The organism is Marinomonas sp. GJ51-14 (genome assembly GCF_055808695.1).
The window spans coordinates 625,963-639,656 of record NZ_CM147879.1 but is presented as its reverse complement, the minus strand read 5'-3'; the positions used below and the strand labels follow the sequence as shown (position 1 = coordinate 639,656).

The window sequence follows — 13,694 nt, the reverse complement described above, 5'->3', positions numbered from 1 at the left end:
AACGATGATGTTAAAAAAGCCAGTGAATAAAGAAAGTACCAACCGAGACAGTTAGCAATATAAATTGAACGGAATGAACAGCTAGCAAGCAAACCAAATGAAACCTGAGTAGGTCGGCGGCTCTTGAAGCCGTTATTCCGATAAGGCGTTTGGTTTACACGGCGAACAAAGCCGTTAAGGTCTGGGGTAGCTCTCCATAATAAGGCCGAATATACGAAAGCTAACGCAAGTTTGTTATAACCGTTGATAAGTATTGTTAATAAACAAGTGGAGTACGCATGATTCTTTATTAAAAAATAGGGATGCTATCGTTGCATCCCCAGAGGAGTCCATATACGACCTACGAAATCAAACATAGGTGTTTTAGCAATTGCTGTCTACAAGTGCTAAATGCTTCTGGCCCCTTGGTAACAAATTTATTGAAATAATATTAACTGGATAGTCTGACGTAAACCTAATTTTTAGGTTCGGTATAATATATAATCAATCCTCTTTCGTTCTAATTATAATTTAGTAAATTGGCTCTGAATTGGAAATGTAGGGTAGCTTGTGAATATTAGTGAAAAACATGTTGTAAATTATAGAGGTTAGTTAATGATACCGTACGGCAAGCAGGATATTATTCAGGCAGATATTGACGCTGTTGTGGATGTATTCAAATCTGATTTTCTGACGCAAGGCCCACAGGTACCTGCTTTTGAGAAGGCACTGAAAAATGCAACGGGTGCTGACTATGCGCTTGCAGTGAACAGTGCTACCTCTGCTTTGCATATTGCTTGTTTGGCTCTTGATTTAGGTGTGGGAGATATATTATGGACAACGCCTATCACCTTTGTTGCATCGGCTAATTGTGGTTTGTATTGTGGTGCCGAGGTGGATTTTGTTGATATTAATCCCGCAACTTATAACTTATGTCCTCAGGCTCTTAAACTCAAATTAATAGAAGCCAAAAAACAAAACCGATTACCCAAAGTATTGGTCGCTGTGCATTTCTGTGGTCAACCATGTGATATGGAAGCAATTCATTTGCTCGCTGTTGAATATGGCTTCAAGGTGATTGAAGACGCTTCCCATGCTATTGGTGGACGTTATCTAGACAGTGCAATTGGCTCATGTGAGTTTAGTGATATTACGGTATTCAGTTTTCATCCAGTAAAAATAGTCACTACAGCCGAAGGCGGCGCAGCATTAACGAATGATGAAACACTTGCGAATAAAATGGCGCTTTATAGAAGTCATGGTATTACGCGCGATGAATCGTTAATGGAAAATACGCCCCATGGCAGTTGGTACTATGAGCAAGTTTATTTAGGCTTTAATTACCGCATGACAGAGTTGCAAGCGGCTCTGGGTGTTTCACAAATGGCGCGGTTAGAAGAGTTCGTGACGACTCGTCATCGTTTGGCATCACGTTATTATGAAAAGCTTAATGATTTGCCCATCACCTTGCCTTATCAATTGCCTAACACCTATTCTGGTCTGCACTTATTTGTTATTCGCTTAGATTTGTCTAGGATTTCTAAAACACATAAAGACGTGTTTGATGAATTAAGAGCACAAGGTATTGGTGTTAATCTGCATTACATTCCCGTTCACCTTCAGCCCTATTATCAGCGAATGGGATTTAAGTTTGGGGACTTTCCTCAGGCTGAAAGTTACTACACGAATGCTATTTCCTTACCTATGTTTCATGGTATGACAGATGAACAGCAAGACGAAGTTATCTGTAAATTAACCGATATTTTACTGGGTAAGTAATGAATATAGCCATCATTCCTGCTCGTGGTGGGAGTAAGCGAATTCCACGCAAAAATATAAAGGTATTTCACGGAAAGCCGATGATTGCTTATTCCATAGAGGCGGCCTTAAAGAGTGGTTGCTTTGATCATGTGATGGTATCGACGGATGATGAAGAGATTGCGGCCATTGCTTTGCAATATGGTGCAACAGTGCCTTTTATGCGTCCAGCAGAGATATCTGACGATTACGCAACAACATTAGATGTTATCGCCCATGGGTTAACCTGGTGTCAGAAAAATCAAATGGATATTGAAAATGCTTGTTGTATTTATGCCACAGCTCCTTTCATTAGTGCATCAAGTATAAAAGAGGGCTTGTCTGCACTTGCTGGCGATAACGTCCGTTACGCGTTTAGTGCGACTAGTTATGCATTTCCAATACAACGTGCTTTAAAAATTAATCCGCAAGATAGAGTCGAGATGTTTCATCCTGAACATTTAAATACTCGCTCACAGGATTTAGAAGAAGCGTACCATGACGCTGGCCAGTTTTACTGGGGCAAAGCACAAGCATTTTTAAATAAAGAGCCTATCTTTGGTTCAAATTCGAAGGCGGTGCTTTTACCTCGTAAAAGAGTACAGGATATCGATACTCAAGAAGACTGGGAGCTGGTAGAAGCCTTATATCGAGTTATTGAATGTTAAAAGTTGTTATTCGTACTGACGCTTCTTTGCATATAGGAAGTGGTCATGTGATGCGTTGTTTAGTCTTGGCGGACGCACTTAAAAGAGCGGGTCATGGGGTGACGTTTCTAACACGCCCCCAGAAAGGCGACCTTATTCGCCTTATCAAAAAACGTGGTTTTTCTGTCTGTGAATTAAGTCAGCCCTTGCATTGGTTAGAACCAAAAACAACATCCGATTATGCCGCTTGGCTACAGGTTGATGAGTGGCAAGATGCACAAGATTGTATATCACAGTTAAGCCATGTGGATTTGGTTGTTGTTGATCATTATGGCATTGGAATCAAATGGCATCAGAGCGTTAAATCTCAGTTTCACGGTAAAATCATGGTGATTGATGACTTAGTAAGAGAGCACGCTGCAGATCTGATTGTCGATCAAACATTATTAAGAAATCCCAACGAATACCAGCCTTTAAACCCAACAGCCCAAGTTTTATCTGGGACTGACTATGCGATTATTCATCCTGATTTTGCTGAGCTTCACACTGACGCTCTTGTTAAATCAAAAAAGTTTAAAAATAGACCTCGTGTATTGATTTCAATGGGCGGTGTGGATTCTCCTAACGCCACATTACAAGTCCTGAACGCATTGAAGCGCGATTTCAGTGATCCTCCTTTGGTGACTGTGTTGCTAAGTGCAAGGGCTCCCCATTACCAACAAGTTAAGGTTTTTTCTGAACAAGAAGATTGGGTTACGCACATTGATTTTGTCGAAAACATGGCGGAATTTATGGGGCAATATGACATGGCTATCGGGGCTCCCGGTTCAACCTCTTGGGAGCGAGCTTGTTTAGGTATACCCAGTATCATCATTGCATTAGCGGATAACCAACTAACCATTTGTAAAAAACTCACTGATGTCGGAGCTGCCATTGGCATCGATCTAGACTCCATTGATAACGATTTAAAGACAGCATATCAACAGCTATTGGCTGATTATGATCAGATGAGGAAAACGAACCTTGCATTATGTGATGGCTTGGGCGTGGATCGTATTATCGAGCATATTTCGCTGCTTTTTGATGATGTATTTCAATTAAGATGTGCCTCGTTAAATGATACACTTCAAGTATTTGAATGGCAGTGTGCTCCAGAAACAAGAAGGTATGCTTTAAACAAATCTGTGCCAAGTTTGGCAGAACATCAAGCTTGGATGGAAAGAAAAGTCTCTAACTCAAACGATTATTTTTACATCATTGAAAGAGTGAATCCAGCCGAAGCTCACCCAGAATCTGTGGGTGTTGTTCGTTTGGATCTGATTGAGAACAATACTTATATTCTTTCTATTTTTATTGCCCCAACTCACTTTGGTAAAGGGATCGCAAAGCACGCTTTGAGCATGTTAGACAAGCAACACCCAAACATCACGATCAATGCCGTGGTGCTTAAAGAAAATACTGCATCCCATGCGCTTTTTCATCGCGCGGGTTATGTGAAAATAGATGAAGAAAATTATACTCGGTTGCCAATAAAGTGAGGTATATATGAATAGGTTTATTACGATTGATGGTAAGAATATTGGCCCAGATTACGCTCCTTATATCATCGCGGAAATGTCAGCGAATCATAATGGCAACATAGAAAATGCCTATAAAATAATGGAAATGGCGAAGGAGTGTGGCGCGGACGCTATAAAGCTACAAACCTATCGACCGGATACCATCACCATGAAAAGCGATTCATCCGAGTTTTTAATCAAAGGTGGCTTGTGGGATGGAAAGACGCTCTATGACTTATATGAAGAAGCTCACATGCCATGGGAATGGCATAAGCCATTGTTTGAGAAAGCGAAGGAATTAGGCATCACTATTTTTAGTTCGCCGTTTGATTTTACCGCGGTTGACCTACTAGAAACACTGGATGCCCCTGCTTATAAAATTGCCTCGTTTGAAGCTATTGATTTACCACTGATTGAATACGTTGCGAAAACCGGCAAGCCAATGATTATCTCAACCGGTATGGCGAATGAAGAGGAAATTCGTGAGGCGGTAGAGATGGCTAAAAACGCAGGGTGTAAGGAACTGATCGTCTTGCATTGCGTCAGTGGTTATCCTGCGCCATCGGAAGATTACAATTTAGCCACTATCCCAGATATGGCAACACGGTTTGATGTGCTCACAGGCTTATCCGACCACACAATAGACAATACAACAGCGATAACATCTGTGGCTCTGGGCGCTTGTTTAATAGAGAAACACGTTACTTTAGATAGAAAGGGCGGTGGCCCTGACGACAGTTTCTCTTTAGAAAAACCAGAATTAATGCAGCTATGCCGAGACAGTAAAATCGCTTGGAAAGCACTTGGAAAAGTGAATTACGAACGAAAAGACAGTGAGAAAGGTAACGCCATCTTTAGACGCTCACTTTATGTTGTCAAAGATATTGCCAAAGGTGAAGAGTTTACCCACGACAACGTCAAAAGCATCCGACCGGGCTATGGTTTGGCTCCTAAGTATTTATATGACGTGATAGGCACTGTGGCAAAGAAAGATCTTAAAGCGGGTGAGGCTTTGACGAAAGATGCTGCTTTTTAGTTTTTATTGGAAAAATCAAACTCATTTTTGATGAAATCAATTGGAATAAGACTGTGAAATATTTGAAGTTGTTAGAAATCTCAAAAAAATCTTTTGATTATGAGGATGAACTTGAACTTTCCTATCTTTTTGGGAAAAAAATAATGAGTTAAAAAAAATAAAATCGAAAGGGAAAGTAAGATCAAATGTTTTTTTAAAACTCTCCCAGTTTTTTTTAATACGTTATTTAAAGTAACTTTTTTCCAAAAAAAAACAAAAGTGCTAGCGTTCTAGTCTTTTCAAGTAGCATTAATCAAATTAATGCTTTGTATTCCACTGTTCTGTCTTTGAATAAAAGAGGAATTAGTTTCGTTTTTATTTCCAATAAGAAAAAAATACTAAAAAAAATAAAGATATAGAATTTGAGTTTTTATCTTTTGATATTAAGATTTTTTTTGTTGGGATGGTTGTTTTTTTATCTCGATTTTTTGTTTTTTATAATAAATTAAAAAAAGAAAATAAGTTCAATGAGTTGAGTTGGGCTCTTGATGAATTTTGCAAGGCTTATATTATGGTGCCTTATTTTTTAAGTAAATTGAGCCTGATAAAACCTAAGGTTGTGATTATGTCTAATGATCATAACTTGAGTAATCGAAGTTTACGTTTGGCTTCTCAAATGCTTGGTATAAAAACTGTTTATATGCAGCATGCTTCTGTTAGTACTATTTTTCCACCTTTAGAATTTGATTATGCATTGTTGGATGGAAATATATCACATGATATCTACTTAAAATGCTATCAGCTTAATGGTGAAGATAATCAAAGAATAGATTCGAATATTAAAAAATGTAATGTGATTTTAACGGGACAGAAAAAAACTGTTATTAGTCTTAATGATAATTTTTTAGAAACACGAATTGGGATTGCCATAAATAAATTAGATAGTTTTTACACCTTGGTTAAGGTGTTGGATAAGCTAATTGATATGGGTTTTTGTTGTATTGTTAGAACTCACCCTTCTCAAGGAAGGAAATTTCATGCTCAACTTAATGATTATGTGAAAAGGGTATCTCAGGTAAGCATATCTAATTCAAGAGAAGATACTCTTTCGAATTACTTTTCCTCAATCAATATGTTAATTGCTAGTAATACCAGTATTCATCTTGAAGCTGCATTATCTGGTTTGCCTACTGCTTATTTAGAGATGAGTGATAAGGTTTACAAGTCAGATTATTATGGGTACGTTGAGAATGAAGTGTCTAAAAAAATCAACTTGAATTTTACTCTTTCTGATATCGACAATATTATGACATCTGGTGATTCAATAGCTCGTTCTGAAAATATAAAAAGTTACAGTGAAACCTTTGGGACAGTCTGGCAAAACAAGGAAGGTGAATTAAGTGCGTTGATTATAGAGAGAATTCTAAATAATAAATCTTTTGAAGACCTTTTCATCAGAGAGCCTAGTGATATTTATAGCTCAATTATGAAGTTGAAATGATTTCTATATATGGTTAATAAGGTGTTATTGTGATACCAGTAAAATAATAGTAAAGAAATCTGCTACAATAAGCCATGCATGCGGGTGGTATAAGCTATTGTTTCAGAAGATGAAAAGGTTTTTAGTTCAATATTTTATTTTACCGAAGTTGACCTGTTAGAAGCAGCCAGTACTCCTGCGTAAAAATTTGATTTTTTGAAGAACTCCCCCTCTTATTAAATTTTTTCCAAAAATGATAAAGTCTATATGCGTTGATTTAATCAACTTACTTAGTGATAGCTGTAGTTAGGTGGTTTTTTTATGGTAAGTAAAGATATTAAATACAATGATTCTGATAGGATTAGCTTTGAAAAATAGTGAATTATATAATAAGTATTAATAAGAGTTTATTGATCACAACTTGTATCGATAAACTCTTATTTTTTAAATGAAATAAATTACCTTATATCTTTTCTTTATGTATCTCTGTTTGCCATATTTTAGCCATAATTCCGGTCATGAAGACTATAAAGTAGAAAACACCGGTCCAAAAGTTTTGATAAGATTCAAAACAATTCATAATGCTCCAGAAACAAAAAATACTTAAAAATAAATAGCCTACTTCTTTTTCGATATAGCCTTCTGAAATCTTTTTGTAAAGGTTTTTTCCAATATAAAACCAAATGGAAAAATAGAATATTATCCCAACTATTCCGTAATTGACCAATGTTTCAAGGTAGAAATTGTGTAAGTGACTGAAATTTTCTTTTACATGTTTTGGTAACCATTCTGTATGCTGTATGACTAATGATTTACCATTACTACCCCAGCCAAATATAGGTTTTTCTTTAATGAAGTCCACTGCTGCGATCCAAGTGTGAAGCCTTATTCCAAAGCTTGAATAAGGAACTTTATCAAAATTTAATGATAAAACAGCGTTGATTGCCTTTTCTTCAACCATAACTCTTTGCACTATTTTTTCATTTGTGAATAAGAAACTACTAAATGCAAAAAAGCTGATAAGAAAAAAAGAAATTATAAAAGTTTTCTTTTTTATAGAGGATTTTTTAAGTGTTTTAATGAAAAAATAAAAAGAAAATAAAATTAATGTTATGATTAGTGCAAGCCAGGCTTGTCTGGATTCATTGATATAAATGATAAGAGAACAATAGGTTATTAAAAAAATAATTGGCAGTGCTAATATTTTGTTTTTTCTATATAAAGGAAAAACTAAATAACACAACCCGATTAGAATGCTACCAAAATATAATGCAGTATGTTGAGCGTTACGAATTCCGAAATCTATTCGGCGGCCATTTATTCCTTGTATTATTTCATTAATGCCATTACCTGTAGTCCATGGGGATATCAATATTCCAAGTGCTGCGCTAGCCCATAAAATCCAAGTAGCATTTTTGTATTGTGCAATCCACCAAGCAAAAGGAATAAATAAAAACCAGCGAGTGATTTTGTCTAGTTTTGGTATTTCTAATGCCCACTCTGGATGATTATATTGTGATAACCCCCAAGAGATTAATTGAAATATTATGGCTACCCAAACAAATCGAAACAAAATATGACTATTTACTTGATTACCATATTTATATAGTCCCCATAAACCAGTTAATGTTGCAGTGGTTGATGCGATACTAGCTATTTCCATAAATCCCGTACGAGTAAATGCATAAACAACTGTGCTAATAATACCTAATAATATTAACCATTTAGGTTGGTATTCTGATGGTTTTCGTGTAAATAATGGAGTTAGATTTGTCAAAGAGGCAGTCATTTTAATCTCAAAGTTCGAATGTTGCAGTTAATTAGCTTGTAGTGGCAGCTTTAAAGTTTTATAGAGTAATGTTTACAAAGTGCTAGCCATTGCAGCCTATTGCCATCCTCTCTGACATTGGTTTTCTTTAAAGATATTGTCTGTGATCCAGCGAGAGGGATAGGTTTCTGTGACGGATTTGATGATCTTCTTACCTCTGTTCCTTGTAAGTAAGACATCATTTTGAACCATAAATCGTCTGCTTTTGGTGAGAGTTTCAAGAAAAGTTCTTGATCAGTTGTATCTTTGTACAACGAGTGTGGAGGATAAAGAACGCCTCCATAGCCAATGGGGAGTAGTTTCGTATCTACAACGCCTAAGGTTTTTATGTATTCCCATTGTTTATAGGTGAGTAATTCGCCGTCGTTACTATAAGTGAGTTTGCGGCACTCATTTGCGATGATGCTATTTGGATATTGTAGATGCTCGTCGTAGAGTGCTCCTAGCCACTCTGGGCGATATATTAAGTCATCGTCGCAAGTGATAAGTATGTTCTCAGGGAACTCCTTTAGGGAATAGATAAGCTTTCTATGAGGACACGTTAGATCTTGTTGATAGCGAATCTCAAATATATCGCCTACCAAATCAGATAGTTTTTTAGGTATTTGATTTTTTAAATCTTGATTGAGCCAGAGTAATATTTTGCTGGGTTTTTGAGGCTGATTCAAAATACTACGAATGGTAATATCAATAATATTCAGACGAGAGGGAATCGATGTTAACGTCACTATTACTGGAAGAGTTTGAGTACTAGTTGATTTTAGTTTTTCTAGAGGAAGACTTCTTAATCTAAGAGTGGTCATTAATGAGGGGATATATTCTTTAAGTTTCACGTCTTTCCCTTTTGTAGCGAATTCTGAAGTTGCTGTTATTCTCCTTTAGTCTGTTGTTTTCTTCAATAGCTGTAAGCTTATGGGGCAGAAAATAAAAAGCTGTTCCAACAATGTTGCAACAGCTTGATTGTGACGTTAATTATTTTATGGCGTTATTTCGCAGCATCCGCTTCTTGAATGCTATGCAGTTCAACAACAAACTTAAGTGCCGCATTTGCTGGAATTGGGCCTGTGCCACCTGGGCCGTAGGCAAGATCAGATGGAATGTACAATTCGTACTTAGAGCCAACAGACATAAGCTGTAGACCTTCAGTCCAACCGGGAATGACACCGTTTAATGGGAAGGTAATAGATTCACCACGTTGGTAGGAGCTATCAAATACAGTGCCGTCGATTAGGCTGCCTTCATAATCTACTTCTACAGTGTCGGTTGCACTTGGCTTGTCGCCTTTTCCTTCTGTGATAACTTTATAAAGCAAACCGGATTCCGTTTTCTTCACACCATCTTCGGCTTCTTTCTCTTTTAACCATGCGGATGCTTCGGCTTTCGCTTCTGCGGATAGTTTCTCTTGTTCTTGCTGTGCTAGTGCTGCTTGTTCTTGTTGGTAAGCTTGGATAGTTTGAGTTACTTCATCCATTGTCATTTGACCGTCTTTGCCAGCAAAAGAGTCTTGAAAGCCAGCCATAAAGGTGTCCATGTCTAGTTCAGAGAAATCTTGTGACATACGAGAACCAAACATAGTGCCAATGCTGTAGCCAAGGCGTTGCTCTTTCGTGTCTAGTTTGATTGAGTCGTCAGCGTACGCAAAAGAAACTGATGACATAACCAGCGCCGCAATAAGAGTTTTTTTCATAAGAAAGTATTCCATTATTATTTAGTGATTTATCACTTAGTGATGTAAGCATTAAGACGGAGTTTAATTTGTATACGGTTTTTTTGCCAAGCATTCTGTGGGGCGAAAACAAAGCGGAAACAATGATATACGCCTTGTGCTTTGCAAAACCAGATCCGTTGATATCAGTTCTAACATAAGCAAGGTAGTTAATGCCAATTTTATGTTACTCACATTACCAAAGCGACCCCTTCACCTGCACACTTTGTTTGAGTTCCAAAAGATCTTTCTTTAATTTACAAGCGGTTCCGCAAAACACAAAACGTAAAGTGAGATTAAGCTGGTGTTCTTATGGGAGACAATCGCTTTTACAAAAGCATGACAGTGTTTGCTAAAGATCATTTCTTTACAATTGGATCTTTACGGTTTTTTGACATATTTAACCCCCTCCCAGCCTCCCCCTTGTTAAGGGGGAGCCATGGGGGAGGGGCTAAAGTCTTAAAATTCCGCTTGTTAAGGGGAGTTTGGTAAAGGGGCTAAAGTCTTAAGGTTCCGCTTGTTAAGGGGGAGTTTGGGGGAGGGGCTAAAGTCTTAAAATTCCGCTTGTTAAGGGGGAGTCATGGGGGAGGGGCTAAAGTCTTAAAGTTCCGCTTGTTAAGGGGAGTTTGGTAAAGGGGCTAAAGTCTTAAGGTTCCGCTTGTTAAGGGGGAGTTTGGGGGAGGGGCTAAAGTCTTAAAATTCCGCTTGTTAAGGGGGGTTGGTAAAGGGGCTAAAGTCTTAAAGTTCCGTTTGTTAAGAGGAGGAGCTAAGATCTTAAGTTCCCTCCCCTTATGTCTTTCAAGGGGAGGGTTAGGGAGGGGTTAATTTGGGTTGATACCCATTAACAAAGGAATCAGAATTGGGACTAAAATACTCATGATAAATCCGCTGGCGATACACACAGGAACGATCTGCGCTGCCATGAAATTTGCCTAACATGGGTAAGGTAAAGTCCATTGCGGTTGCGCCAGAATAGCCAACGGACATATGGCTATTTAATCTGGCAAGAAAAGGAATAAGCATAAGGGCGAGGATTTCACGGCCAAGGTCGAGTAAGAATGCGGTGGTGCCTAGTACAGGATCACCCAAACCAGAGATTAAAATCCCCGATAAGCTGTACCAGCCAAATCCAGAGACAACAGCTAATCCTTGGTTCCACGTTAGTCCTAATACCCAGCTACCAACCCAGCCAGTCAGTAGGGTAGTGGTTATGGTGACGATTGCAATGATCACACCTTGAGAATTTAAAAAGAGTTTGCGTAATTTGTAATTGCCTTGTCTGAGTTGGCAGCCAACTAAAAATAGCAAGAAGTACAAAAGGTAAGTAACCAGCTCATCGACGCCAGTGATCCAGTCTTTGCAGAACATACCTATGATTATGCCAACAATGACCCAAGCAATGGTTTTAGCTGCATCTATTAAGGCATGACTGTGTTTAGTTTGTGGTTCTTGCGATAAATGTTCGGAGTGTGTGCCGCCAAAGCGTAAACCACTTAAATACAAGCCAGATAAACTAATGATGCTAATGAGTACAAACATGACAATGGCTTGATAGCCAGCAACAAGAAGCTTCTCCGCTAGATTGTCCAATGCACCTAGGCTAAATCCGATTAATCCTAAGATGACGTAAACCAGCTGCTCTAACCATTTTGCAACGCGAGTAGGGGAAAATACTTTGATGTTAACCCAGTAACCAAAAAGTAAGGCGATAAGTAAAGGGCCAAGCGTCGCGAGAATCGTCATGTTTTAAAAATCGTCCTGAGTTGTGTTTTTAGGCGCGTTATTGTCTCGGTATTTCTTGATAAATACAATGGTAGTGAAGTTTAACCCCCTCCCAGCCTCCCCCTTGCTAAGGGGGAGTTTTGGGGAGGAGTTAAGATTTAAATATTTCCTCTCCTTATGTCTTTTAAGAGAAGGAGTTTAGGGGGCTAAGGTTTAAATATTCCCTCCCCTTATGTCTTCCAAGGGGAGGGTTAGGGAGGGGGTTGGTTTTCTGTGCAATGTTGAGCGATAGATGATAAATTGCTCGGCTGTTTTTGAGTGTTTTCTATGGATAGTCGGCGGTGATGTGTGGTTAAGCGTTTTCCTGTGTTGAAAGAAGTCCTTCATTTATTGTTTCCCATGGTACTTACCATGACATTGGAGCTGTCTATTAGTGTGGTTGATACCATCATGCTAGGGCATTACAGTGCTTTGCATCTTGCTGCTGTAGGGTTGGCGTCGAGTCTTTGGCTTCCTGTTGGTTGTTTTCTGGTCGGTGTGACCTTTGGTATCACGCCTTTAGTGACGCGACACTTGCATGGTCGACAACCTAAGCTAGTTAACCTTTATATGTCTCAAGCCATTGGTTTGTCTGTTGTGCTTGGCGTGTTAGCGAGTTTATTGGTTGTACTCGTATTGCCTCACTTTGCCAGTATGATGGCGACAGAAGAGGAAACTCGCAGAGTCACAGTGAATTATTTGTATATTTTTGCGCCAGCTTTACCTATGTTGGCCTTGATGACAGCGTATAAAAATTTATTTGAAGCGGCGGGGCGTCCGGGCTTTCCGCTTTTTGTTGCTAGTACAGGTTTGATGTTAAATGTCTTGTTTAACTATGTGCTTATTTTTGGCAAATTCGGCTTTCCTGAATTAGGTGCAGAAGGGGCGGCATTGGCATCGTTGTTGTCTCTGTATTTAGCTGTGTCTTTGTTTTTTGTTTATGACAGATACGTCAATAAAAAGCCTTTGTTTACTCGCTTGGTTTGGCGATACACCCGAAAATTTTCGATCTTATTGAATGTCGGTGCTCCCGCTGGATTTGCGTTTGCGTTTGAAGTCGGATTGTTTTCATCCATGACCTGGTTGATATCTTCGTTTGGTGATCTGGCCTTGGGGGGTGGACAAATTGTTATGTCTTATACCTCTTTTCTATTCACACCTATGATGGCCATGAGTGCGGTTACTGCCATAGTGGTTGCGAAAGCCATGTCAAAAGAAGGTGTGGAAGGCGTAAGAAAGCGTATTCGCGTTATTTTATGGTTAGGCTTAACTTACGTGAGTACTTGCTTCTTCATCACTCAGTTTTTTCATAATCAAATCCCTTACATCTACAGTAGTAATGAAGAAGTTGTGGCTTTGGCGGCAAGCATATTATTGATCTCATCTGTTTATCAATTTCCAGATATGTTGCAAACCGTGTTCACTGGTGCCCTTCGAGGTTTCCGTGATACGCGCTCTTCAATGATTGCTTTTGGTGTTTCGCTGTTTGGTTTAAGTATTCCATTTGGTTACTGGTTATCTCACCATAGTCCTTGGGCTGAAACTTTATCGTTACGCGGTTTTTATATCGGTTTGGGAGCAGGGTTGTGTCTATTAGCCACCATTTTGATATTACGTTTTCGAATGGTATTGCGACGATATGAAGGTAAACGGATTCCTTCACCACGAGAAGTCGCGTAATCAAACAATGTGTGTTGATTGTTGAATATTGAAATGTCGGATCACGGTCGTGCCTCCCTCATGCCGACCTACAGTTTTGCGGAGTTTGATTAGCTTCGTAGGGCAGATGAACGAGGTACGAGTGTGATCTGCCGTTGGAGTTTTGAGTCGCGTAATCAAACAATGTGTGTTGATTGTTGAATATTGAAATGTCGGATCACGGTCGTGCCTCCCTCATGCCGACCTACAGTTTTGTAGAGTTTG

10 protein-coding genes are annotated in these 13,694 nt (G+C 38.8%); 6 read left to right on the top strand and 4 right to left on the bottom strand.

The window, feature by feature from the left end:
- The first annotated feature begins 594 nt into the window (after positions 1–594).
- From pseC to AC0L3Y_RS03085, 5 genes are all read left to right on the top strand, one after another.
- Positions 595–1,758, top strand: a complete 1,164-nt coding sequence (gene pseC, locus AC0L3Y_RS03105) for a UDP-4-amino-4,6-dideoxy-N-acetyl-beta-L-altrosamine transaminase (RefSeq protein WP_473468634.1) — start codon at positions 595–597, stop codon at positions 1,756–1,758.
- Complete coding sequence (pseF, locus tag AC0L3Y_RS03100) at positions 1,758–2,444, top strand: pseudaminic acid cytidylyltransferase (protein WP_473468631.1); 687 nt, start codon at positions 1,758–1,760, stop codon at positions 2,442–2,444. The genes pseC and pseF overlap by 1 nt, the downstream gene beginning before the upstream one ends.
- On the top strand, positions 2,438–3,961 hold the full coding sequence (gene pseG, locus AC0L3Y_RS03095) for a UDP-2,4-diacetamido-2,4,6-trideoxy-beta-L-altropyranose hydrolase (RefSeq protein WP_473468629.1): 1,524 nt from the start codon (positions 2,438–2,440) through the stop codon (positions 3,959–3,961). Before pseF ends, pseG begins: the two co-directional genes overlap by 7 nt.
- A 7-nt stretch (positions 3,962–3,968) precedes the next feature.
- The gene (gene pseI / locus AC0L3Y_RS03090) at positions 3,969–5,018 is read left to right on the top strand and encodes a pseudaminic acid synthase (protein ID WP_473468627.1); all 1,050 of its coding nucleotides are present in this window, start codon (positions 3,969–3,971) and stop codon (positions 5,016–5,018) included.
- A gap of 604 nt (positions 5,019–5,622) precedes the next feature.
- Complete coding sequence (locus AC0L3Y_RS03085; RefSeq protein WP_473468625.1) at positions 5,623–6,498, top strand: hypothetical protein; 876 nt, start codon at positions 5,623–5,625, stop codon at positions 6,496–6,498.
- Between the two features lie 442 nt (positions 6,499–6,940).
- Here the strand turns inward: AC0L3Y_RS03085 and AC0L3Y_RS03080 are convergent, their stop codons facing one another.
- From AC0L3Y_RS03080 to AC0L3Y_RS03065, 4 genes are all read right to left on the bottom strand, one after another.
- Entirely contained in the window at positions 6,941–8,266 is a 1,326-nt protein-coding gene (locus tag AC0L3Y_RS03080) for an O-antigen ligase family protein (protein ID WP_473468623.1), read from the bottom strand.
- A gap of 50 nt (positions 8,267–8,316) precedes the next feature.
- Positions 8,317–9,138, bottom strand: coding sequence for a glycosyltransferase family A protein (locus tag AC0L3Y_RS03075; RefSeq protein WP_473468620.1), 822 nt, complete (start codon positions 9,136–9,138; stop codon positions 8,317–8,319).
- Positions 9,139–9,290: 152 nt separating this feature from the next.
- Positions 9,291–9,992 (bottom strand): FKBP-type peptidyl-prolyl cis-trans isomerase, encoded by a 702-nt coding sequence (locus AC0L3Y_RS03070; RefSeq protein WP_473468618.1) that lies wholly within the window; start codon positions 9,990–9,992, stop codon positions 9,291–9,293.
- 828 nt (positions 9,993–10,820) lie between these two features.
- The gene (locus tag AC0L3Y_RS03065) at positions 10,821–11,753 is read right to left on the bottom strand and encodes a LysO family transporter (protein WP_473468615.1); all 933 of its coding nucleotides are present in this window, start codon (positions 11,751–11,753) and stop codon (positions 10,821–10,823) included.
- Positions 11,754–12,080: 327 nt separating this feature from the next.
- On the opposite strand from AC0L3Y_RS03065, the gene AC0L3Y_RS03060 reads away from it, so the two are divergent.
- Entirely contained in the window at positions 12,081–13,451 is a 1,371-nt protein-coding gene (locus AC0L3Y_RS03060; protein ID WP_473468613.1) for an MATE family efflux transporter, read from the top strand.
- The last annotated feature ends 243 nt before the right edge of the window (positions 13,452–13,694 follow it).